Raw genomic sequence first — 25,240 nt, 5'->3', positions numbered from 1 at the left:
TTCTGACCGTTACATAATGAAAAACACTAAAAAGATTTTTTGTGAAGGGGAAGAGCGGTGATGTTTTTGGCCGCCGCGCTGGGCAGGGCGTATCTTTATTTTGTTGCGTTCACCTCGTCGCTGAAAGAAGACAACGCTCCCGGATTTGAAGAGCTGAGAGACAGCGGCAAACCCTTCATATACGCTTTCTGGCACGGCAGGCAGCTTTTTCTCATATACACGCACCGGTTCAGGGGAATAAACATTATTATCAGCGAATCCCGCGACGGCTCTTATGTGTCGGCTCTGGCCGAAAAGCTGGGTTACGGGCCTGTGAGGGGGTCAACCAGCAGTGGCGGTATGAGGGCTCTGGCCGCAATGATAAAAAAACTCAGGAGCGGCTCCAAATGCGCTTTTACCCCCGACGGGCCGAGGGGGCCTTTGAGAAAAGTGCATCCCGGGGTTGTTTACGCCGCGCGTAAAAGCGGCTGTTCCGTCGTGCCTGTCGCTTTCGGAGCGAAAAGGGCGATGGTTCTCGGGCGGTGGGACGAATTTATTGTACCGGCGCCGTTTAATAAAATAGTCTTTTCCCACGGTAAGCCGCTTTGTTTTGACGAGAGCGGCGATATTTCCGCCCAGGAGAAAGAACTGGAAAAAGCCCTGAACGCGGTTACGGAATATGTTGACGGGCTTGCCGGATTTAAAATCGGAAAAAGAGCGCGTACGGTGACGGGAGCGTGAAACGCACGCCACGGCGCACTTGCAGCACGCCACGGCGCACTTGCAGCTGCGGCCGCATTTAGCGAGGGCGTGTGAATTCGGGGGGAATTTTATGAATGTGATAAAAATAGGCGGTGAGGTCGTCGGGGATCCGCGCGTGTTTGAGGAGTTCCGTTCTCTGCTTCAAAAGCATCTGCCCGCGGCTGTGGTCTTCGGCGCCGGCGTGCAGATAAGCTCAAGGCTGAAAGCGGAGGATATCCCCTTCGGTTTTTACAAGGGTGAGCGCATAACAACCGCCGATATGCTTGCGCTCATAGACGATGAATTCAGGAAGATGGCGAAAAATATAGCTTCTATGCTGTCCGGACTTGAAAGCGTTTTTGTCTCAGGAAGTGAGGTTTTTACTAGCTCGCAGAAATCGGCAAAGCTTGGTTTTGTAGGAGAGATCGTGTCCGTGGATATTTCAAAGATAAAATCCGCTCAGGCGCCGGTGATACTGGTGTCTCCCATAGCGTCTTCGGAAACTGAGAGCGCCGCCGGGCACCGGGACCTTTATAATGTCAATGCTGATGTTTCAGCGTCCCGCCTTGCCGCGGCTCTCGCAGCGCCAGAGCTCATATACTGCACGAAAGTGAACGGTGTGAACGATTCGTCGGGTAATCTTATAGAGAAGATAGATGCCGACGGCGCCGCCGAACTCATGGCAGAGGGGGTTATAGACGGCGGTATGATACCCAAAGTCCGCTCGGCTCTGGAGAGCCTCAAATCCGGCGTCGGCAGTGTGCGCATTGGCCGCACGCTTATAATGTGATCCCGCCGTTGTTTGACAGCGGCGCTTCAAAATTGGTAGTTTATGATCAGTTAGCATGAGAAAAAAGATATTCATCATCCACGGTAAAGGTGTCTGCAACGGGATAGGCCGGGAAACCGGCGGCGACCTTGACACGATAAGCTCAAACGTTTTCTACAGCGTCTGGGCTCAGAACGCTCTGAAGGAAGAGCTCTTGCGCGATAGCGAACAGGGTAAGGACTATGATTTTGATTTCATAAATTATTCGGAAGGGGTCAATCACCTCGTCGTGCACCGGGGCTGCGATGTCTATATCCCGGATTTCCCGGTTGACGCCCTGGCGCCGCGCCTCAAACTTGTGCGGGTGAGGGACACCGACGCCGTCGTGCTCATAAACAGATACACGAAAAATCTTAACGATTTCAGAATGTGGATCGTGACAAACGCTACTGTCGTTTCCGAAGAATACAAAAAGGTTTTTAATACCACCTTCAATCAGGTGGCAAAAATAACGGCTTATCAGGATGTGCCGGTTCTGCGCATGGCAAACGACATACTGGATATGACAAGGGCGGCCACGGAGCTTTCAATAGACGGCTCTTCCGGCGAAAAGCAGGACGCGCTTCTCGGTGACCTGATGACCTGTTTTACGGGCGACAGATTTTACGCGGCCAAAAAAGCGGTTCTTGATGCGATGAACAACGAGATCAAGTACGATATGTCGGAGATCGTTGAGAAAAAGGAAGAGATCCTCGCGCTTGATAAAGCCAATTCGCTGGATCTCTCTTCAAGGGGCCGCATAGGTTACACCGACGAACTTATTATCCTCGCCGCTGAAAGCGTCTGTTATCTGGCGAGGGGCTATGAGCAGCTGCGCGAACTGCCTTTTGATGAGTCTCACGCGAAAGACTTTGCCGTCGCCGCCGAACAAGTGCGTGAACAGTTAAAACACATATTGGTTTTCATGGATTCGCGGATAAAGAGCGCGGGAGAACAGGACGCGCTCTTAAAAAATAAATTTGCCGTTTTCGCCGGCAAAGTACAGGACGCCTTAAAGATACTTGAAGAGCTCCCTTCTTATAAAACCCCCTGCGCCGCGGAGAGCGGATTCCCCGTCACGGTCATGCTCATGGAAGATTCCACGGGCAAGGCGGTGTCGGGCATTGACATAATGTTTGAGCGCCTCAGGGGCGAGGGAAAGATCTGTTCCGTTTCCGGCGACGAGCTCGGCTCAAAGTCCGCCATCATCAAAACCGCCGAAGACGGTTCGGCGCGCGTGATCTACCGAGCGGCGTCGAAGGATGAGGTTTTCCAGCTCAATGTCACATATGACGGGCTGCATGTTATGCTCGTGCCCGAGGAGGTGGATGAGAAGCCCTGTGTTTCGTCCTCGCCGGATTATATAATAGATGAGGATACAGAACCCGATGATGAGATCGAAATAGACAGTGTCAGAAGCTCTCCTTTCGCCCACAATCTTTCTCTCACTCTCATTGAGAGGATGTTCCGCTTTCTCAAAGAAAACGATGTAAATGTCGTTTCCATAGATGACCACCATCCCTATAATCCCGAAGTCCTCTCTCTGCTTGAAAAACTCGCCGCCGAGGGCGTGATAGGTTCCGTCCATATACACGCCGCTCCCCGCGGTGTTGATGAAGCCGACGAGGAAAAGAAATGCGGAGCGGATCTCATCTACGAGAAAATGGTCAAAGACCAGCGCTGGGATAATCCCGGCCTCAAGCATTTGAGAGACATCGCTCATGTCCAGGACCTCTATCTTCCGCGCCAGTTCTGGCCGGAATCCATGGGGCCGAAAGACAGGGGTCTGGGAATAGAAATATCCAAGCTCATAGGTTCTTCTTTCAACAAAATAGAGATGACCATGGAGCTGTCAAAGCTGGACAGCAGGGAATCTCTGGAAAACATAATGAGCTCAACGGGCTGGGACAAGTTCGTAAAAGAATATGAAGATGGCCTCAGGAAGGTGCTCCCGCGCACGGAAACGAATATGGGGCACATGCTCTTTATCAGAAAACCCGATGGCGCGGATTATGAGAAAAGCCTGGGCTTTAAGGATAAGCTGAGGATTTTCTTCTCGGCCCCCAAAGACCCCGGGGAGCGGGACGCTTTTATAAAAGAACTCTACGCCAAAAATCCGAAAAACCGGCTGGTGATCATGGCGGCGCTCTCGCCTTTTACAAACGCGAAGCTCGGAGAGACGAAGATAAATGTGGCATCGGCAATCAATTATCTGCTCCATGAAAAAAAATATTACGCCGATTATTTCTTCTACTGCTACGGTTCCCAGATAATGACCACGAGGAAGCCCAATAACGAGGATGAGACGATAAATCTGAGCACGCTGATGCAGCACATAGGCACAAAGGCCGACGGCGGGCACAAAGGCGCGGCGACCTGCCAGCCTCTTTCAAATCCGAAGTTCCCGAAGAAGCGGCTCCTGAAAGTGGGCGACAGGAATATCCTGGAATTTTTTTATTACATCGCCGGCAAGGTCTGCGAATACGCGCCTTCGCTGGAACTCCTTTCGGTCAAGCCCGTCACCGTTAAAAAGTACGACGACAGTTATGAAAGGGTGCTGGAGAAGGTGCGGTACAATGTCATTGAATACACCCTGACGGATAGCGCCAGCGGAAAAACGATGAAGGCGATCCTCACCAAGGCCCCGAATGTGGCCAAGGACGGCTCGGAAAACAAGCCGGGCATAACGCAGGTCCTTGAATGGTCGGGCCGCAATTACAAACCGGAATACATATTCTTTCTGCAGGGCGGCATGTACAGCATGGAGCTCTACAATTGGGCCGATCCGCTGAAAAAACTTGATCTCCCGGCACTGTCGCAGCTTGTGGGCTGGGATGAGGACGGCGGGCTTGAAGGCATAGCCATTGCCACGCCGAAGAGGAACCGGCGCATACCTAAAGACCTGAGATGGCTGAGGGGTAGCGATTTTCTGGAACTGGGGCACAGAATAGCCGAATACATAAACGCGGGGGATTCCCATTGGAAGGTTACTTCCGTCAGGGCAGTGAAACCCGATATCCGCGCCGGGCAAAATCTTCCTCCCATAGCGGCCCATGCATACAGGATGAATTTTTTGCGCTCGAAAGACGGCAATCCCGCGCATCCGAAAACTTTTAACGCCGTGGCCATAATGGCGCCTTTTATAGACAGAAAAAGCGGCGCTTTTGAACTTCCGATGTCGCTCGTCTGCGAAGAAGTCAGGGCGCTCAATGCGGATTATCTGATTTATATGGACTGGAAGAAAATACAGGTGATCAACATTTCAAACAGAGATGATCTTATCAGCTGCGCGGATATTGCCGGCACCATGACGGGCGAAAAAGGCGAGCTCAAACACATGGCTTCCTTTGACCGGGCCGCCATCAAAGGCCTGCCTCCGGAATTTGATAAACTTTATGACAGCAAAGCCATCAAGTTCCTCAAATTCTTCGCGGACAAACTCTCCGGGAAATTCGGTTATTACAGCGATTGGCCCGTTTCGGCGGACAAGGAGCTTTCCGCGGCCAGCCCCTATCCTCTGTCGGTGAAAGACTTCAAGTCAAATTACCGCCGCGCTCACAACGCCTGAAGTTCTCCTTGCTATTTGACTAAAAATTATGTAGAATCACTTATGGATTTTGTAAAAGAGTTTTTTCAGTTTGCTTGGGAAGGGAAAAAGTACTGGCTGATTCCCATGGGAATGATACTTCTGTTTTTGAGTATTTTTATCATATTTTTTGAAAGCGCCGCCGTTGCCCCCTTCATATACACGCTTTTTTGATGTCTGAAAAAATAAAACTTCTGTGGAAGCGGTGGGCGGCGCTCGGAAAGAGAATTGCCACATTTCAGATAAAAGTTCTCTGTACTCTGGCTTATATTATTTTCATAACGCCTTTTGGTATTCTTTTTAGGTTTTTTATTCGTTTCCCAAAAGCCGGCTGGCAAAAAGTAAAACCGGAAAAAATTACGCTTGAGAAAGCAAGAAGACAGTTCTGATGAATATCCTTGGTGTCTCTTGTTGGTATCATGATTCCGCAGCCGCCTTAATAAAAGACGGAAGAATTGTCGCCTGTAGTGAAGAAGAACGTTTTTCAAGAGTAAAACATGACCACGGTTTTCCAGACAAAGCAATAAATTTCTGTCTTGAGCAAGCAGGTATCAGTTCGGGGGAACTCGACTTTGTGGTTTTTTATGACAAGCCTCTCCCTAAGTTTGAACGTATTCTGTCGTCTATCATTCAGAACGTGCCTAAATCGTTGGGATTATTCAATGAAGCCGTTCCGCTCTGGCTGAATAAAAAACTGAAGTTTCGAAAAAGAATTAAAAAAACGCTGGGTATTAAAGACGACAAAGTGCTGTTCTGTTCCCATCACACGGCTCACGCCGCAAGCGCTTTTTTTCTCTCCCCGTTTAGGGATGCGGCAATTCTGACCGTGGACGGCGTAGGGGAATGGGCGACGGCGGCGTTGGGCGTGGGTAAAGACAATGTTATTGCCATTACGGAAGAAATGAACTTCCCACATTCGCTGGGTCTTCTCTATTCCGCGTTCACCGCCTTTCTCGGATTTAAAGTAAACAACGGGGAATACAAGGTTATGGGTATGGCTCCTTACGGAGAGCCGAAATATGTTGATAAGGTTTTGAAAGTGGTTAATGTCCACACTGACGGTAGCATAGAATTAAACCTTGATTATTTTTCTTTCCACTATTCCATTACAAAAACCTATAACGATAAATTTATGGCGTTGTTCGGTGAACCGCGAGAACCCGATGCCCTTTTTTTTACAAAAAGAACTGAATTCCCTGCATACTACGGTGAAAAACCTCGCGACTTTGAAGATCAAGCGAAAAAAAATCAATACTACGCCGATATAGCAGCGTCTATCCAAGAAGTACTGGAGGATGCTCTCGTAAAAATAGGCAGATATCTGCGTGCAACGACGGGAATGAAAAATTTATGTTACTCCGGCGGCGTGGCATTGAACAGTAAGGCGAACCTACGTTTGATAAAGGAATGCGGATTTGAAGATGTGTACATTCAGCCAGCCGCAAGCGATGCCGGCGGAGCTCTCGGCGCGGCTTTGTGGTGCTGGTGCGAAGTGCTCGGTAACAAAAGAGCCGAGGTGATGGCAAGTTCTTATTTCGGAAAAGCATTTTCTGACGAAGAAATTTTGCGCGCAATTAAAGAAAATGACCTGCGTTATGAAAAACTGTCTGAAGAAAAAATTTACGAAGAGGTGTCCGATGCACTGATAAACGGAAAAGTCATTGGGTGGTACCAGGGAAGAACGGAGTGGGGTCCGCGGGCTCTCGGAAACCGATCCATCTTAGCTGACCCAAGAGACCCCAATATGAAAAACAAAGTTAACACAATTATAAAGTTTCGCGAACCCTACAGGCCGTTTGCTCCTTCGGTGCTGTCGGAAGACGTAAACAATTATATTGAACAGGAGAAAGCAATTTATCCTGACAGATTTATGCTTGTAACTTATCCCGTGAGAAAGGATAAACAGAAGGTGATTCCCGCGGTAACACACATCAACGGATCTTCCAGAATTCAGGCGGTGTACAAAGAAAATAATCCACGCTACTGGAACTTGATTAACAAATTTAAGGAAAAGACTGGCATCGGGGTCGTATTGAATACATCATTTAATCTAAAAGGAGAACCTATTGTCAATTCGCCTGAAAATGCAATAAGTACCTATCTTAACTCGGGAATAGATTTATTGGTTATGGGAAATTTCCTTATCAGGAAGCAGCGAAATGGATAAAACAACACTTGAAAATCAAAGCATTTTATGGAACGTCCGAGAATGCCGTGAAGACTCAAATTTGGATAGCGATTTTGGCATATGTTCTGATTGTCTATAAAGGGAACAAATGACAAAATCTAAAAATCGAAAATCAGCAAGTGCTAACAAGAAAAGAACAGATCATAAATTGGCAAATAGAAAAAATCGCCTAAAATCAATAATTTTGCGGCAGGTAATAATTTTTGGTTCAATATTTATAGTTTCGATCATCTCTCTTGAAATAACATTCCGGATATACCTCTTCCTAGCCCGAAAAGATGTAATAAAAGTCCTTCCCAAAAAAGAAGTTTTTGAAAAAGCATGGTTTGCGCCGCATCCATACCTAATATACGTATTCAAACCGGACAGCACTTTCCGTATGAATAAATTTGCAAGAGGTTTATTCACCATCAATCACTATGGCTTCCGCTCAACGCTTGAGTTTGACGTAAAAAACACTGTTAAGCCTCCCGGCACCCTTAGAATCGCAACACTTGGCGGAAGTACAACTATGGGAGTAAATGACGATAACTTGATCTGGCCATATCTAACCGGGAAATATTTAAAAGAGCGCAACAATAATCTTAATATTGAGGTCCTCAACGAAGGAATAATGGGATATACCTCTCTTGAGAACCTGCTGGATCTTTCTATTGAGAGTAATAGATTATGACAGTGACATCTATATCCTATATCTTGGAGTCAATGATATTTTTGCAGAAGCTCCTGTTGATATATATAGAACAGATTATGCTCATTTTCGCAGGACGCTGTACGAGAATCTTGATGGGGCTTACCTCCCTGGTTGGCTTCTGCAGTCAAAGATTATTTCTGGATTCCTTCAAATGTCAGGCGTTCGGGATAGCCGTGATCTTATTAACAATACTACTACAGGAAAGTTTCAGGTGAATTACGAAGTTCCCCAAAATCAACAGGCGATTGTTGAGCTTGCATTACGCAGAACAATAATGCGTAATGTTAAGAGTATGGTAGGTGTGATACGAGCCCATAAACCCAATGCGATGATAATTCTTTCGTCTTTCGTGGATTTTCGCCGGCTCAGAGTAATGTTCGGAATGAACAGCGATTTTGAAAAGTATGCCCATAAAGCCGGGCTTGTTTTTGTTGATGCAGCGAACAGGATACCGCAAGATGGGTCTACATACGATTACGGTCATTTCACTCCTAAAGGCGACCGTATGATGGCTGAATTATTTGCTGAAGCAATTGCCAATAATATAAGGCAAAAATAATTGTTAATATAATAAAAAAAGAGAACATTCTTTCTGGTCGTCGCCAAAACAACTGACCTCTCTGGCAATAGCCTTTTGCCGGGTAGTTTAAAAAAAGGAAGGCAAGAGGTCATTTAAACAACGAAATTCTTGATATTTTTCTCAAGGGGCTTGATAAATAACCAACGCCTTTTTACACATCTTTAAAATCACGGATATTCATACAATTTATTTATATATAAAGGGCGTTTGCTTTTCTGTTTTTATTCGCGGCAAGCTGCGCTTTTTTGCTTTTTGTGTTCAGTATTATTGTAGCCAAGTAATTTTTTTTGTTGCTCCATTTTATTTCATTTGATAGAATCATCCAATGTGCAATGGAGGAAAGATAAAATGAAGAAAATATTTTTAGCGCTTATTCTGGTAGCCGGCTGCGGCGACGGTTATGTGGCGAGGGTGGGCTCGGATAAGATCACCGCCGAATCATTCAAAAACCGGATGCTGGATGTGCCGACATATTACAGGGGTTTTCTGGAAACCGAAGGCGGCCGCCGCCAGTATCTGGAAGGGATAGTGAACGAGGGTATTCTCGTGGAGCTTGCCAGGGCTAAAGGGCTTCACCGCCGCCCTGAGGTGCGCGACAGGATAAAAGCCCTTGAAGATCAGATCCTGCTGGAGCAGGTTGTTGAGGAGCTCAAAAAAGGCCCCCTCAAAGTTGAGGATCCCGAGATCGACGAATATTACGAGAACAACCGTGATTTTTATATGCATCCGCCGAGAGTCAGAGTCTCTCATATACTCGTACCCTCAAAAGACGTTGCCGTGAATGTGCTCGCGCAGATAAAAGACGGACAAAGTTTTTCCAAGCTCGCCTCCGAGCACTCAATAGACAGGAACACGGCGGAACAGGGCGGGGACATAAATTATTTTGAAAAGGGCGATATGGTGCCCGAATTTGAGGAAGCGGCTTTTGAGATGCAGAACATAGGCGATCTCTCCAAGCCCGTTAAAACGCCCTTCGGCTGGCACATACTCAAGCTGACCGGAAGGAGCACCGCCGGTTCAAAGAATAAAGACGAGGCCAGGGATGAGATCGTGCAGTTTCTCAGCAAGCAGAAACTGGACGAGCTGCTTAAATTTTACAAGAAAAAATTTAATGTCAGGGTGAATTACGACAAACTCCCGAATATTTATCCGCCGTGGCATATGGGGCAGGAAGCGGAGCAAGAGGAGAACGGCAGATGAAAAAGATTATTTTTGCGGCGGCGGCGCTGTTGATGCATGCGGCCGGCTCGGCGCGTGTGCTGGACAGGATAGTGGCCACGGTAAACGGCAAGGCCATATTTTATTCTGAATTTACCGAGCGGCTCAAGCCTTTTCAGGCCCAGTTGAAAAACACAGCGGCCGAGGCGGATACCGAGAAACTTGAGAAGAGGATGAAAAAAGAGATCCTTGACGCCATGATAGAAGAAAAAGTGCTGCTTATCAAGGCTGAGCAGGATAATATTCAGGTCACCGAGAGCGAGGTGGATCAGGGTGTCGCCGAAATACGGGCGAGATTTAAAACCGAGAAAGAGTATACTGAGGAGATCCAGAAGCAGGGCCTGACGGTCCAGCAGATGCGGGATAACATTAAAAATCAGCTTGTGACGATCAAGCTCATAAACAAGGAAGTCCGGTCAAATATTCCCGAGCCCGCCGAAAAAGAGATGAAAAAGTTCTATGAAGCCAACGAAGACAAAATGATAGTCGGCGAGCAGGTGCGGGTGAGACAGATCTTTTTTGAGTTTGAGAGCGCCATCGCAAAAAAAGACCTGATGGCGAAGGCAAAACAGGCTCTCGCCGAGGCGAAGAAAAAACCCGAGGGTTTTTCGGCGCTGGCCGAAAAATATTCTTCTGTCCCGGAAAACGCCGGAGACACCGGTTATTTTGGCAGGGGCGAAAAGATACCCGAATTCGAGAAGCCGTGTTTTGAGCTCAATGTCGGAGGGATATCCGATGTTTTTGAGACGCCCCTGGGGTATCACATAGTCAAATGCACGGGGAGAAACGCTCCCGAAAAGAAAACCTTTGAAGAGGCTAAAGATTATATCAAAAATTATCTTTACAGCGCCGCCATGGAAGAAAAATACACCGCATGGGTGAGGGATCTGCGCGATGATGCGGCGATAAAAATACTGGATAAAAAACTGTTTGAATAAGGCCGTTCGCCCGGTAACAATTCGGGGTAGAAACCTCCGAGCAATCATATGACACCCAGGCATTGTCTCATCACTTCGGGCGATCCCGCCGGAATCGGAGCGGAAGTTATATTGCGCCTGGCCTCAAACGAGGCTTTTTCACTCGCTCCGTCTTTGATCATCGGGCGGAGATCGCTCTATGAAAAACTTTCTTCCGCTATGGGCATAAAGATTGAGATAAATCCCGTGGATGATGCTCTTCGCCTCAAAAACGGCGCGCTGAATATTCTTGAACCCCAAAGCGGGAACAAATACATTTACGGTTCCGCTCCCTGCGAAGCTTCATCGCGCGAGGCCCTGTCTTATCTTGAGCTGGCCTGCGACCTCATCAAGGAAGGTAAAGCCGATAAACTTATCACCGCCCCCGTGTCAAAACAGGGTTTAGCCGTCATAAAAAAAGGTTTCTCCGGGCACACATACTATCTTGCCGATTTTTTCGGCGTTGAGAGACAAAAAGCCGTGATGCTTTTTCTTTCGCGGACGATAAGGGCCGTTCTTGTCAGCCAGCACCTTGCGATCAAAGATGTACCTTCCGCCATAAAGAAAGAGGCGGTAATGTCTACGCTGTCGGCGGCTTTTGACGCCCTGCGTTTTTTGGGGATTAAAGAGCCCCGCGCGGCGGTCTGTTCGCTGAACCCTCATTGCGGCGACGGAGGACTGCTCGGCAGCGAGGAGAAGGACGAGATAATACCGGCGGTGGAAGAATTAAAAAAACGAGGGATGTCCGTTTCGGGTCCGATGGACGCCTTTGATGCCGTCTCCGGATGTCTGAAGAACGAGTATGACATTATCGAGGCCATGTATCATGACCAGGGCATTGCGCCGGTCAAACTTTTTTCGCACGGCCGCGCGGTGAATTTCACATGGGGGCTTCCTTTCATAAGGCTTTCGCCTCTTCACGGCACGGCTTTTGACATAGCGGGGACTTTTAAGGCCCGCGCGGAATCCATGATAGAGTGTTTTAGGATAGTTTCGCGGCTCCAATGACTTCGTCCTTCAACAAGAGGATACTTGTCATCGCTGGCAGCCGCCGCTCCGGAGCCTTCATAAGATTCCTGGATTCCAGCCCCGAGTATAACGTGACGGGCGTTTACATGGAAAAGGGCAGGGATGATGTTTTTTCCGAGGCCCGTTTGCAGACGATACCGGTTATTGAGGATTGGAGAGAATTTTTGAAATCCGGAGAATGCGACGCGGTGCTGGACCTGAGCGGCTCCCCCGCTATGGCGGGAAAGATAAAAAACGAGGCCGACCCTCTCGGATTAGAGGTCATGGGCGAGATGACCGCCAATCTTATATGGAGCCTTTTGCGCGTGGCCTGGGCCAGGGATATTTTCGACCGGCTTTTATCCAAAGTGGACCAGTCGTGGTCTTTTGACGAGATACTCATTATCCTTCTTGAATCAGCGAGGAAACTCACATCAGCCTCATCCGGCATCATTTTTCTGGGGAAAAAAGGAGCCCTCACGGATAAAATTTCGTGGGGCATCGCCGGCGCCGAATGCGACGAGGCGCTCTCGCGCGTTAAGGATTTTTCGCGTCCGGAAAAAGATTTCTATGAAGATCACGGCCGCACGCTTTACATCCCGCTTTTTGACGGGGGCTCTCCCATGGGGGGGCTCGCTCTTTTTGACGCGAAAGCTGATAATGGCGACGACGGGATGACGGAGCTGATACAGAACAAAATATCGTCCATCATCGTGCAGACGAAAGCCCTGCACAAAACAATCAAGCTCTCAAATGTGGACGGTTTGACGGGACTCTATAATCACCGTTTCTTTCATGAGCGCATGGAGAAGGAGCTCTACAGGGCGCAGCAGTATGATATGAACTTCTCTCTCATGATACTGGATATTGACGATTTCAAGAAGTTCAATGACAATCACGGACATCTTGCCGGTGACAGGCATTTGAAGAGCATGGCGAAGATCATGCGCTTTATACTGAGAGAGACGGATTTCATAGCCCGTTACGGGGGCGAGGAGTTCGCGGTCATATTGCCGGAGGCGCACATAGAGGGCGCGCGCATAGCCGCCGAGAGGATACGCAAAGCGGTTGAGAACCAGAATTTCGGAGAAGGACTTCGTTCCACCGTGAGCATAGGCATTGCCGCTTATCCGGATCACGGCGTCAAAAAGAATGATATCATAGACAAGGCCGACAAGGCTCTTTACAGGGCGAAAGGCACGGGCAAGAACAGGGTCTGCGTCCATGGGGAAAAAAACTGAAATCAAACGCCCCTTTCAATATGGGGGATATTTGCTATAATGGTGTTTGGATTTTGAAAATAACAATAGGAGGAATATGATGGCTATAGGTAAAACAGAGAAGCAGGAAGTGATTAAGAAGTTCGGTAAAGACGTTAAGGACACGGGTTCGGCGTCGGTGCAGATAGGCATTTTCAGCACGAGGATAAACGAGATAACGGAGCATCTGAAAATGCACAAGAAAGACAAGCATTCAAGACTGGGTCTGATAAAACTCGTTTCCAAGAGGAAAAAGCTTCTTTCATACCTGAAAAGAACAAACGAAGAACAGTATGGTAATATAACGAAGGACTTGAAGATACGAGTGTAAGTTTTCCGGCAAGGATGATCGGAAAAACAATGTAAGGAAGGAAAAAATGATTAAAGTGGAATCACAGGTTGCAGGAAGGAAGTTGACAATTGAAACCGGCTCGTGGGCCAAACAGGCCAACGGCTCATGCAAGGTCACATACGGCGACACGGTTGTGTTGTGCGCGGTGACGATGGGCTCGGCAAAGTCCGGCGATTTTATGCCGCTGACGGTGGATTACAAGGAAATGACATATGCCGCGGGAAAGATCCCCGGTGGTTTTTTCAAAAGAGAGGGGCGGCCGAGGGATTCAGAGATCCTCACCTCCCGGATAGTGGACAGGTCTCTGAGGCCTTTGTTCCCCAAGGGATTCATACAGGAAGTGCTGGTGTCCGTAAGGGTGCTCTCGCACGATGTTGAGAACAAATCGGATATGCTGGCGCTCATAGGCTCGTCGGCGGCTCTTCTGGTGTCGGATATACCTTTTACCACGCCGGTGGCTGTCTGCCGCATAGGCTTGAAGGATGATTCTTTTATTGTGAACCCGACGATCTCCGAGATCGCCGAATGTTCCATGGAATTAGTAGTGGCCGGCACAAAAACCGGAATCACCATGATAGAGGGCGGCGGCAGCGAGATAATGGAAGACAAAGTCGAGGGCGCCGTCAATCAGGCAAAGCCGGTGATAGACGGCATAATAGCCATGTGCGAGGACCTTCGCTCCAAAGCGGGCAAAGAGAAAGTCGTGGGCATAAGAATGCCGGCTATCGCGGAAGAATTCAAGAGCAAGGTCACAAAAGAAATTGAACCGAAACTCCTTGAGGCTTTTAAGGAAAAGAGTCACACCAAACGGGGCGGGATAATTTCGGCGATCAAAGCCGGTTCAGCCGAGAAACTGAATATCTCAGACGATGAAAAGATCGCCTACGCGGAAGTGTTTGACGGATGTATAAAAGACATATTCCTGAAGAAAATAAAAGTGGACAAGCTCCGCCTTGACGGAAGGGCTTTTGACGAGATACGGGCCATAAGCGCCGAGGTGTCTGTCCTTCCCAGGACTCACGGCTCCGCGGTTTTCACGCGCGGCGAGACCCAGGCCCTCGCGGTCACGACGCTCGGCAGCATGTCGGACAAACAGATAATGGACGAGCTGGAGGGAGATTACAAAAAGAGGTTTATGCTCCATTATAATTTCCCGCATTTCGCCACGGGCGAGGTGGGTTTTCCCCGCGGGCCCGGACGCCGAGAGATCGGCCACGGCTATCTTGCCGAAAAATCCATAGTACCGCTTCTTCCCACGGAAGAGCAGTTCCCTTACACGGTGCGGGTTGTGTCGGAGATCCTTGAATCCAACGGCTCTTCGTCAATGGCCAGCGTCTGCGGGTCCTGCCTGTCACTGATGGACGCGGGCGTGCCGATAAAGGCCATGGTGGCCGGCATTGCCATGGGCATAGCGGACATAGGCGATGAAAAAGTGCTTCTCGTCGATATCGCCGGGGAAGAGGATCATCTGGGCAACATGGATCTTAAGGTAGCCGGCACCAAAAAGGGGATCACCGCCGTGCAGATGGATCTCAAGATGGAATCGCTGGATGTGGAGACATTCAGGAAAGCACTGGCTTTATCAAAAGAAGCGAGATGCAAGATCATAGACAAAATGTCCGAGGCTCTTCCCGAGTCGCGCGGCAAGGTGTCTCAGTTCGCCCCGCAGATAGATTCCGTTAGAATAAAAGTGGATAAAATAGGCGCTCTCATAGGCCCCGGAGGCAAGAACATAAAAGGCATAATAGCCGACACGGGCTGTGAGGTCAATGTTGACGATGAAGGCCTTGTGCAGCTGGCCGGCGACAGCGTTGAGAGCATCAATGCCGCCAAACAGATGATAGAATATCTCGTGGGCGATGTTGAGGTCGGTAAGATCCACATGGGCAAAGTCATAAAGACGGTGAATTTCGGCGCTTTCGTGCAGATATATCCCGGCACTGAAGGCCTTGTCCATGTCTCAGAGCTCGCTGGGCAAAGAGTGAACCTGGTCACCGATGTGGCGCAGGAAGGCGATCAGATCCTTGTCAAAGTCCTTTCCGTTGACGACAGAGGGAAGATAAGATTGTCACGCAAAGAGGCCCTGAGGGATCTGAACATAAGCGACGAAAGCCAGTACAGTAAGTGAAGTCCCAAAAGAGCGCGACGTCTGAACTGATTTCTTTTTTCAGGGAGTGTTATTCCCTCATGAAGGATAAGGGTATCAGCCAATTCGCTTTTGAGAAGAGCGGGATCAAGATCAGCATAAAGAGAGCCCTCGCCTCTCATGATCTCCCGCGGCTTCATTCAGAGAGTATCCCTGTAAAACGCGTTCTCCCTCGTCCGGTAAAGGCTCAAACGCCTTTGGCCGCACCCGCGGAAGAGAAGGTTTTGAAGACGATCAAATCTCCTCTGGCGGGAATCTTTTATAACTCCGCTTCTCCGAACTCAAAGCCTTTCATCAATCCGCCCTGTAATGTGTCCAGAGGCGAGACTTTGAGCATCGTTGAGGCGATGAAAGTCATGAATGAGATAGAGAGCCCGTCAAACTGCAGGATACTCAGGATATTGGCCAAAAACGCGGAACTTGTGCAGAAAGGCGATGATCTTTTTGAGATAGAATAAGCGCTGTTAGGGCGGCGTTTAAGTTTAGGAAAAAATGAAATGAGAATATTCAAGATCTGTTTTTTCGCCGCCGCGGTTAATTTTTTACTATTTCCCAGCTCCCCTCTTTTCGCTGAGACGGGTAGAAGCGGAGCGTCGTTTTTGAAGATAGCGCCGACGGCGGGGGCGGAGGCTATGGGCGGAGCGTACACGGCTGTAACATCCGGCATAGGGGCATTGTATTATAATCCTGCGGGTATGGCGCGCCACGGATCGCTTTCAGCTTCAGGCGAGCGATTCCAGGCGGGCTTTACGCATACATCATGGATACAGGGAATGACTTATGATTTCGCCGGAAGCATTGTGCCTGTTATGTGGGGCAATCTGGGCATATCCGTAATATCCATGAGGAGCGGCGAGATAGACGGCAGGGACAGTGACGGCAATCAGACGGCTGATTTTGAGAGTTCCGACACGGCGTTTACGCTATCGGCGGCGAGGGAATTGAACGGTAAAAATATGCTGGGCGTCAATGTGAAGTTCATAAGGCAGACGATAGCCGATGAGAGCGCTGAGGGTTTCGCCATAGATATGGGGGCGATGAGAGAGCTGACGGATAAAGTGTCAGTCGGATTGAGCGTAAGAAACCTCGGGCCGGACATGAAATTCATAGAGGAGAAATATCCCCTTCCGCTGACATTCACGCTCGGGGGGATGTTCAAATTCGCGGGAGTGTTCGGATTGACGGCGGATATGGCCTATGAGCCGGTGGATGAGAAAAGAACATTCAGAATGGGTATGCAGGTTTGTCCGGCGAGGTTTATGGTTTTGAGGGCGGGGTATATGATGAAGGCCGTTGCGGCTGTTTACGGCAATGCTGAATCGAATGACTTCGATGAAGACGAGGGGCTGGGCGGTGGCGTAGGTTTTAACTTCGGTTCGTATACTCTTGACTACTCAATAAAGCCGTATGCCGAACTTGGCACTTCACAGAGAGTAAGTTTTAGAATTGGTTTTTAGGGGTAAAGATTAGTTGGGTTGGCTTTGGTAATGCCTATTTATGTTTGAAATTATTGGAAAATATGAATTAATTTGGGGTTAAAACGAGGTGTTGTACTGTAAGGTGTAATAGGACATATCTGATATAATGAATTTGAAATATAACTATTAAGGAGCAAATGATGAAAAAGATAATTATAATTTTAGTTTTGGTGATGGGATGGTGTAATTTTATCAAAGCAGAGGAAGTAAAAACCTCAACTGGCGTAGTAATAGAGGAGTATGTGCCCGAGGTAATAATAGAGGGTAAATGGGGAACAGGACCGGGTGAGTTTGGTAATCAGGTAGATGAAAATTTCCCGGGCACAGGCAGGGTATATAAACCCAAAAGTCTGGCAGCTGATTCAAAAGGCAATATTTACATACTGGATGTTACAAATAATCAAATACAGAAATTCGATAAAAACGGCAAATATTTGAAAAGCATTCCTGTGGAAAGTTTTATAGGTGAGCATTGGGGTTGGGAAGTGATATATAATAGTGATGGCTCTCATGCGATAATAGAAGGGAAAGAAAAACCCGAAGGCGATTTTAAAATTTTTCAAAAATTGATAACGCCAAAAAAAATCCAGGGTGTGAACATCGTCATTGATTCACAAGATAATATGCATTACTACTGTATCAGGAAGAATAACGGCAAAGAAACAGGCGAGGTGTGGCGGTTCAAGGATGATAAGCTGGCGGAGAGGCGGGAAACAGAAAAAAAAGGTAGATTTGAGGTTGAGGAAGATTACATTATTCAGAAACACAAAGTTACGAATAATATAGGAAAAATTATTATAAAATTTAGGGATGGCAGAAAAATAGAAAAGAAAATTGAATCGCATAGAAACCTAGATGAAAACGAAAAATTTGCTGTGGGTAATCCTTTTGTAATTGACAATGGTAAAAAAATTCTGATTAGTAGAAGTATTGGGAAATATGAAAAGAATTTACCATATGCAAAAGAAATTGAAACTTATATGGATATATATAATTCTAAAGGTAATTTAATCAGTACCATAAAGGGAAATTCAAGTGGAGAATTTGATGGATATGGAAATCGGTATAGCATGGCAGTTGATTCTAAAGGCATAATAGTAACCAAATTTGAGAGAAAACTTATTAAATGAAAATAATTAAGAATTGGCTAATGCATTTTTTCATAATTTCTTGGAGTGTATTATTCATAATCTCAAACAACCTTTTTGCACGTACAAGAAATAATGTATTAGCTGAGGCAGAAAGTTATAAAAATTATTCTTGGCAATGTAGTTCTAACAATATAATTAACACAGGAAACCAAACTTTATATCTTGGTAGCGTAGCAGGAGATGAATACGATGATAGAGCTGGCAAGATAGATACAGATGACAACGGTATAATTTCAGAAGCCGAAAGGAATGCCGCAATTAGTAGATGGCCATTCATCGTCAGTGTCACTCCCGTCACCGGTGAGGCGTATGCAATGGGCGGATATTCAGGGGCACTGAAATGGGGGGCGGATACGGTTGTTGTTTTTGAAGATAGAATCGGCAGAACAAATGAAAAATGGATAGCGGGAGCAAGGGAAGAGGATGTAGCTATCCCAGGGAACCCGACAGATATACCGAGTGGATATACAGGATTTACGGGAATAGACTGTTCGGGTTTTGTTGGTAATTCGCTTGACATTAGCAGATTTGCCTCTGACGAGTATAAATTAAATGTTACTCAGATAACAACGAATAGATGTCTGCCTATTGAATTAAAAAATATGAAAAAAGGGGATGTCTTTGCGTCGGGCGGGCACGTTTTGCTTTTGACAGCAGATATTGGTAATGATTTAACTCATGCGCAGGTTACGCATTCGGTTGCTCTTGAATATTCATCGGGGGAACATGTCAGAAAAGTAATAAGTGAAACAGTTGAAATAAGCGGAAGCGGAGAACAGATAAATATTCAGGAGACACAAGATAACAAGACTACAAAATTTTGGTGGCCGCACGGCTGCTACTCCCCATTCCCCCAGTTCTCCAACATCTCCCCGTCGACTTCGACAGCAATAACGGTAGCAACTACCACAATAAAAGCAACAATACAGAGCGGAACAGACCTGACTGCGGTAAGGCTCTATCTCGACGGAGAGGACAAAACAGCATTATTGAATCTTTCACTCCCGTCACAACCAGTAACCATATCATACAAAACCCCCGAGTTATCCCCCGGCAAACACAAGGTGCTTATCACTGCCTTAAACACCCTTGAATTATACGACTCAACGACTTTTTACTTTCAGATAGGAGCGTCGCCCATGGTAAAAGATGTAATGCCCTACGACGGAAAGCAGGATACACCGATACACCTGACACCGGAGATAACATTCAGCACAGCAATGGCGGCAATCCCGTTATCAGCGGTTGAGATTGCCCCTGTGGCAAGCATAACATCAGTGGATTTAGACAATACGAAACTCCAAATAAACTTTGCCAGTGATTTGGAGTATAGCACCACGTACTACATTACACTAAAAGCGGACAGCATAAAGAACTTGGCAAACATAACTCTCGATGGCAACGGCAACGGGATAAGCGAAGGAAGTCCCGCCGACGACTATCAATGGCGTTTTATAACGGAAAGTAGCCTGCAAATAGTCGGGATGGAACCTTTATATGAAACGATAGGCATAAATCCAATAATCAGCGCTTTGGTAATCTCAAAGACGAATCAGACGATAAATATAGATGAGATGAAGCTGAACGGGAATTTAATAAATGCGGCTGATATAACTGTGACTTCGGCTAATGACATAGCGGGTATGTCGGCTGTCAAAGTGAAATATAATAGTGAGGGTATAAACTTTAATCTTGGCAACAAAAATTATGTTTATCTAAAGGCGAGTGATGGAACTGGCCAAATTAGTGAGAAGGAATGGTGGTTTAAAGTAACTGACAGATTGGAAATAAATATGTACGGTACGTTGAAAAATTCAGTAATCAGACCCGCACCTTACTACGAGTATAAATGTGAAATGACGGATGGCTTATATCTTAGATGGAATAAAGTATTGGGAGCAGTAAAGTATTACATTGTAAGGCGCACAAATTATAGTAATATAGTAGGAACCACATATTCGGAAGATGAAAGTTTGTTGTTGGCAAAAGATTGGTCGTTCTATGTTGACTGCGACGCAGGCGTTCAACCGCCTACCAGTACGGCCGAATTAATTGCATTTGGAGGCCTGTGGTATAGCGGATTCCATCTTTCTGCTTGGGATTATGGTTGGTATTTTGGCGTAGCGTCTGATGGCTTGCTGTTACGTACTAACCAATATGAAATAACACCAATATTTGGTGATAATACATGGGGTAAAACAACAGTGTATACATACAGATATGAAGAATATGATGATTTTGCTGAAAATTTGACTTTTGATCATTACCGTAGCTGGACGGTAAAAATGGGATGGTAAAATTGAAGAAGATATTAATTTATATTGCTTTAGTAGCAGTCTTTAGCAATATGATAAGGGCTGATATAATAGATGAAATCATAGAAAAAAATACAGGCGATGGTGTTCCGAAGTGTGCAGGGCAATATGCGGAGGGATTAAAGGGTTGTACATATCTTATTGACAAAGGATGCGGGGTAGTCAAAAAATACGACAAAAATCGTGAATATATTATGGATTTTCCGGGTGTTATTCAAAAGCCCGAGGGGATTGCAATAGATGGACAAAACAGGATATATGTATCGGATAACTCGAATAATAGGACTTCGGATAGTTCGTATAGCAGAATATATGTTTTTACGGAGGATGGCGTAAATTTTAATGTAATTGATGGGTATGTTGAATCTACCGCGCAGTATAGGTTTAACAATCCAAAAACATTACGTGTCGTTGGAGATAAGATAACGATAGGGGACCAAAACAATAAAAGGATTTCAGTTATTAATGACTTGGGTAACGTTATAGGGACTGCTCCAATAGATATTACAACTCCTGTTGCTTTTTTTAAATACAGGGGTCAAAAATATGATTTTAATAGTGTGCCTATGGTTTCAGCCAAATATAATCCCTGTATTGTATTCGATGAATACAATGATTTTGGAATTATCAGACTGTACATTGATATTGACCAGAGCGGAAGTTGGAAAGAATATCAAAGCCAAGGATATTTCCCGCTCAGTTTAGCAGATGGAACACACAATATATCTTTTTACACGAAAAATTATTTAGGTAGCGTGAGTGCGGTCGAAAGTTTTAGTGTTACATTTGATAATACAATAGCCCCTGCCGTAATTACAACTTTAACGGCAGATACGGGCTATTCTATCACATTGAACTGGATTGCAACAGGGTCTGATGGAAATTCAGGAACAGCTAGTGGGTATATATTGAAATATTCATCGTTTTCGATTACAGATGAAGCGTTGTTTAATTCGGCGGATACTTATGCTCAGAACTGGACTCCGCTTTCGGCAGGGAGCAAAGAAACAAAGGAGCTTGATGGTCTGGAAGAAGGCATGATATGGTATTTTGCGATTAAGGCGTATGATGCGGGGGACAATGAATCTAATATTTCAAATTCAACTTCGGCCATAGTTATAGAAAATTACCGCTTTGTTTCTGTGAGCGGCTCTGATTCAAATGACGGTTTAACGGAGGATGCGGCATTCGCGACGATACAGAAAGCTATGGACAGCGCGGTTCCGGGCACGAAGATTATTATAACTGAAGGGACTTATTCTAATCAGACGGTCATTATATCTACAAGCGGAACGGTAGAGAAGCCAATAATAATACAGGGCAGAGGAGAGGCAATACTAGATGGAGCCGATACGCAGGAAAACGCATTTTTTGGTGAGGTAATAAGCAATATTGAGATTTCGAACCTAACGATTCAACATTACACTCTTACCGGGATTACACTGATGGCACCCGACACGCTCGGGGGGATTGTAAATTATAACATTACAATTTCAAGTTGTAATTTTATTGTTTCCAGGGCCTTTGCAATAAGATTGTATGGGGGCTTGAATGTAACGATTTTTGGAAATAGATTTGACTTAACATCGAACAGCGCACAAACTGCGATTACATGTGGCAATTTTTTAGATGAAATATATATAGAAAATAATACTTTCATAGGTGGAGGTGCTCCCTCGAATCTTACGCAAGGATTTTCTTTTTGGGATATGAGAGAAGGGAATGTATATATAAGGGACAACAGAATCGTCAATGTAACCAGCGGAATGTATCTATACAGCCGTTCGGCTAAGTGTTTTATAGAAAACAACGTTTTGCAAATATCAGAACATTCCGTGTATGAGAGCTATGGATTGCATATAGCGTTAGGAGATCAAGCGGAGCTAACGGTCAAGAACAATAATATTATTTTTAGTAGTGAATCAAGAACGACAACGAAAAGGACAAAGGGTATTCATTTAAGGGTCGAGGGTGTTAAAACTCTTATAGAGGATAATACGATTGCTAATTTTGATAATGGGATATTGTGTGATTATTTAATGAACGAAGTGACAATAATAAATAATTCAGTAGTAAACTCAAAATTGGGCGGCATTGTAGTTAGTGCTGATGAAAACACTTTAGTGTCAAATAACATAGTGAGTAATTACGATGTTTCTTCAGGGACAGGCATATTTCTATCTCAGGGACTTGTTTCATACAACCTTGTCAATAATTATCAGATTCCTGTTAGCACGGTTTTAGCCATTGCGGAGAACAATATTTTTGCAGACCCCATATTTGTTGATGAGAGACTTGGGGATTATAGGCTGATGTCAAATTCACCCTGTATTGATGCCGGAGACCCATCCCCTGAATACAATGATCCCGATAACTCAATATGTGATATCGGGGCGTATTATTATGGCTATAATCCTGAACCGGATCCGGGATATAATACAAGGGCTGGCGAGAATGTGATTGTAGAGTTGCCGCCGGACGTTAAGGTGAATTATCTCTATGTATATGAACAGGGCAACACTCAGGCAGTTGGGGTCACGATTTCGGATATTGCAGGATGTATAATTGTTCCGGCAAATGCGGGGTATGAGATAACGACAGATGTAAATTTTGAAGGGCTGGTAACGGTAGCATTAAAATATCCGGATAATTTAGAACCAATAATTGAGGATAATTTAGAACTTTTGTATCTGGAAGATTTTGGATGGGTAAATACTACTTTTACGAGAGATACGGCGAATAATATAATTTACGGCAAGGCGCATAGTTTAGGTTTATTTTGTGTTGCTTATAGAGGTATTGTTCCGCCGAGAACAACATTATCAGTAGGAGAGCCAAAATACATTGACGAGATTAACGCGCATGTTACAAGCGCTACAACTTTTACATTAACGGCGGTGGATGATTTTATTGAAATTGGAGATGGCGCGGGATTTGGGATAAAAGAGATAAAATATAAAATTGACGATGAGCCGTGGCAGGTTTATATGGGAACTTTTTCTGTTTCGGGCGAAGGGAGTCATGTGATTTCTTATTATAGCGTTGACAATGTTGGAAATACCGAAATTCAAAAGACGGCAAGTATTATCGTTGATAATTCGCCACCAGAGGTTAGTAATTTTGTCGTAGAGCCGCTGTATTTCAGTCCTAATGGAGACGGGATTAGAGACGCGGTAAATATTACAGCGGAATTATCCGAATACGCAGACTGGATTGTAAAGATAAAAGATTCTGACAAAACGGTTATAGAAACTATTCCCGGCAGCGGCGAGGTGCCCTCGGGTGTAAGCGCGTTATGGTCGCCATCGGGACTTGCGGAAGGTGATTACAGCATCAGTATTGCGGTGACAGATAGACTAGGTAATTACGCGGGCGAATTCCAGGAGAACTTTAACACTTTATCCGAAGCTTTATGGACCCAGGGACATAGCGGGGGATTATCAGCATACTCATCTGTGGCTTACGGCTGGCTGAATCTGAATGCGGAAGCTAGTGCAAGCGGCCAGTACGGAACGGTGTATGCTGTATCAAAAGAAGTGAAAAGCTTAACCGATGAAATTGAGTTCAATGTAAGGATGAGGGTTCCCACAGAGCAGAACGGTTCCAACGGGAATTTTTTCTGGAATGAATTTTATCTTCTTCCGGCGGATATTTCAGGCACAGAGATTCAGCCCCACGATTGCAGTGATTGGCTGAGATTTGTCGCGAGGGTTGACCCTGATAATACAAATCCAGAAGATCCTGATCATTTTGGAGTTCACTGGATGGTTCAGCGCAGGGTCAGCGGCGGTGGAGTGGGTACGATATATACCTCTTATGATGACAGGAATGTGTCTTTCCGCGATTTCCCGTATAATATGAAAGAAGCGGAATGGCATATTCTGATAAATGATGAGGGTAACATATATGTTGATTTAACAGACATAAATGGCATTCCAATCAGAGTGGAAAACGGCGCATATCAGAGGCATTTCAATACGGCGTATATATACACTTCGCAAAGAACCAATGTGACGAGTAATAATACTTGCACATATGATTATGTGAAGATATCAGGCGGATTAGAAGGTAAAGTAACCGCAGATCTAACCCCACCTGCGGCTCTTACGGGGTTGAGTGCGGAAACAGGAGATATAGAGGGCAAAATCAATTTAAGCTGGATATCTCCGGGCGACGATGGGACAAATGGAATATTGACAGGAATGTTCAGGATTGATTACTCAAGTTTTACAAAGGCGTGGGATAAAGACGATTATAAAATTGAAATCTCGATTGCCGGATGTGAGCCGGGAAGTTTGTATACGAAGACATTAACGGGGCTTACAGGGGGAGTGACATATTATTTTGCTTTTTGGACCAACGATAGAGTTCAGATCTGGTCTGAAGTTTCAAATATAGCTCAGGCAATGGCACAATATGATGTAACAGCGCCGGCGGTGGTGTTGGACCTTGCTGCTGTGACGGGGGATAAGCCATATTCCATAACATTAAACTGGACAGCTCCCGGTGATGACGGCTCGTCGGGTACAGCAGCGAGTTATACTGTAAAGTACGCTACTTTTACAATAGATGAGTCGAACTGGGGAAGCGCCTCGGATTATAGTAACAGTTGGTTTCCTCAAATATCGGGAAGTATGGAGACGAAAGTATTGACTGGGCTGGATGCGAAGAGATGGTATTTTGCGATTAAGGCATTTGACAATTTTGGGAATGAATCGGGCATTTCGAATTCTACTTCGGCAATCGCAGGTGTTACTCTTTTTGTTTCGTTGAGCGGTAGT

At 45.8% G+C, this 25,240-nt stretch carries 17 protein-coding genes and 1 pseudogene; all 18 read left to right on the top strand.

What is annotated here, in order from left to right:
• The first annotated feature begins 60 nt into the window (after positions 1-60).
• The gene (locus tag FP827_05995; GenBank protein ID MBA3052618.1) at positions 61-720 is read left to right on the top strand and encodes a DUF374 domain-containing protein; all 660 of its coding nucleotides are present in this window, start codon (positions 61-63) and stop codon (positions 718-720) included.
• Between the two features lie 91 nt (positions 721-811).
• Entirely contained in the window at positions 812-1,510 is a 699-nt protein-coding gene (locus tag FP827_05990) for a hypothetical protein (protein MBA3052617.1), read from the top strand.
• 55 nt (positions 1,511-1,565) lie between these two features.
• Complete coding sequence (locus FP827_05985) at positions 1,566-5,096, top strand: hypothetical protein (protein ID MBA3052616.1); 3,531 nt, start codon at positions 1,566-1,568, stop codon at positions 5,094-5,096.
• Between the two features lie 406 nt (positions 5,097-5,502).
• Positions 5,503-7,281 carry a carbamoyltransferase gene (locus FP827_05980; GenBank protein MBA3052615.1) on the top strand — a complete coding sequence of 593 codons (1,779 nt, stop codon included), beginning with the start codon at positions 5,503-5,505 and terminating at the stop codon, positions 7,279-7,281.
• A pseudogene (locus FP827_05975) lies at positions 7,272-7,373 on the top strand (transposase). Before FP827_05980 ends, FP827_05975 begins: the two are co-directional and overlap by 10 nt.
• Before the next feature lie 17 nt (positions 7,374-7,390).
• A complete protein-coding gene (locus FP827_05970) occupies positions 7,391-7,975 on the top strand; it encodes an SGNH/GDSL hydrolase family protein (protein ID MBA3052614.1) in 585 nt (194 codons plus the stop codon).
• Positions 7,956-8,555: an SGNH/GDSL hydrolase family protein gene (locus FP827_05965; protein MBA3052613.1), complete on the top strand. Its 600-nt coding sequence runs from the start codon at positions 7,956-7,958 to the stop codon at positions 8,553-8,555. The genes FP827_05970 and FP827_05965 overlap by 20 nt, the downstream gene beginning before the upstream one ends.
• 369 nt (positions 8,556-8,924) lie before the next feature.
• Positions 8,925-9,776 (top strand): hypothetical protein, encoded by an 852-nt coding sequence (locus FP827_05960; GenBank protein MBA3052612.1) that lies wholly within the window; start codon positions 8,925-8,927, stop codon positions 9,774-9,776.
• Positions 9,773-10,732: a hypothetical protein gene (locus FP827_05955; protein ID MBA3052611.1), complete on the top strand. Its 960-nt coding sequence runs from the start codon at positions 9,773-9,775 to the stop codon at positions 10,730-10,732. The genes FP827_05960 and FP827_05955 overlap by 4 nt, the downstream gene beginning before the upstream one ends.
• A gap of 48 nt (positions 10,733-10,780) precedes the next feature.
• Positions 10,781-11,758 carry a hypothetical protein gene (locus tag FP827_05950; GenBank protein ID MBA3052610.1) on the top strand — a complete coding sequence of 326 codons (978 nt, stop codon included), beginning with the start codon at positions 10,781-10,783 and terminating at the stop codon, positions 11,756-11,758.
• Positions 11,755-12,999 (top strand): GGDEF domain-containing protein, encoded by a 1,245-nt coding sequence (locus tag FP827_05945; GenBank protein MBA3052609.1) that lies wholly within the window; start codon positions 11,755-11,757, stop codon positions 12,997-12,999. Before FP827_05950 ends, FP827_05945 begins: the two co-directional genes overlap by 4 nt.
• A 79-nt stretch (positions 13,000-13,078) precedes the next feature.
• Positions 13,079-13,348, top strand: coding sequence for a 30S ribosomal protein S15 (gene rpsO, locus FP827_05940; protein MBA3052608.1), 270 nt, complete (start codon positions 13,079-13,081; stop codon positions 13,346-13,348).
• A gap of 49 nt (positions 13,349-13,397) precedes the next feature.
• On the top strand, positions 13,398-15,497 hold the full coding sequence (locus FP827_05935) for a polyribonucleotide nucleotidyltransferase (protein ID MBA3052607.1): 2,100 nt from the start codon (positions 13,398-13,400) through the stop codon (positions 15,495-15,497).
• 59 nt (positions 15,498-15,556) lie between these two features.
• Entirely contained in the window at positions 15,557-15,973 is a 417-nt protein-coding gene (locus FP827_05930; protein MBA3052606.1) for a hypothetical protein, read from the top strand.
• A 39-nt stretch (positions 15,974-16,012) separates the two neighbouring features.
• Positions 16,013-16,972: a PorV/PorQ family protein gene (locus FP827_05925; GenBank protein ID MBA3052605.1), complete on the top strand. Its 960-nt coding sequence runs from the start codon at positions 16,013-16,015 to the stop codon at positions 16,970-16,972.
• A gap of 158 nt (positions 16,973-17,130) precedes the next feature.
• A complete protein-coding gene (locus FP827_05920) occupies positions 17,131-18,123 on the top strand; it encodes a hypothetical protein (protein ID MBA3052604.1) in 993 nt (330 codons plus the stop codon).
• Complete coding sequence (locus FP827_05915; GenBank protein ID MBA3052603.1) at positions 18,120-20,441, top strand: hypothetical protein; 2,322 nt, start codon at positions 18,120-18,122, stop codon at positions 20,439-20,441. The genes FP827_05920 and FP827_05915 overlap by 4 nt, the downstream gene beginning before the upstream one ends.
• The coding region (locus FP827_05910; GenBank protein MBA3052602.1) for a hypothetical protein at positions 20,435-25,240 on the top strand (4,806 nt) is incomplete at its 3' end. The genes FP827_05915 and FP827_05910, both read left to right, overlap by 7 nt.

The sequence above is a fragment of the Candidatus Omnitrophota bacterium genome (assembly GCA_013791745.1).
GTDB lineage: Bacteria > CG03 > CG03 > CG03 > CG03 > CG03.
Note: the sequence above shows the minus strand (reverse complement) of the source record. Positions and strands in the feature narration are given on the sequence as shown.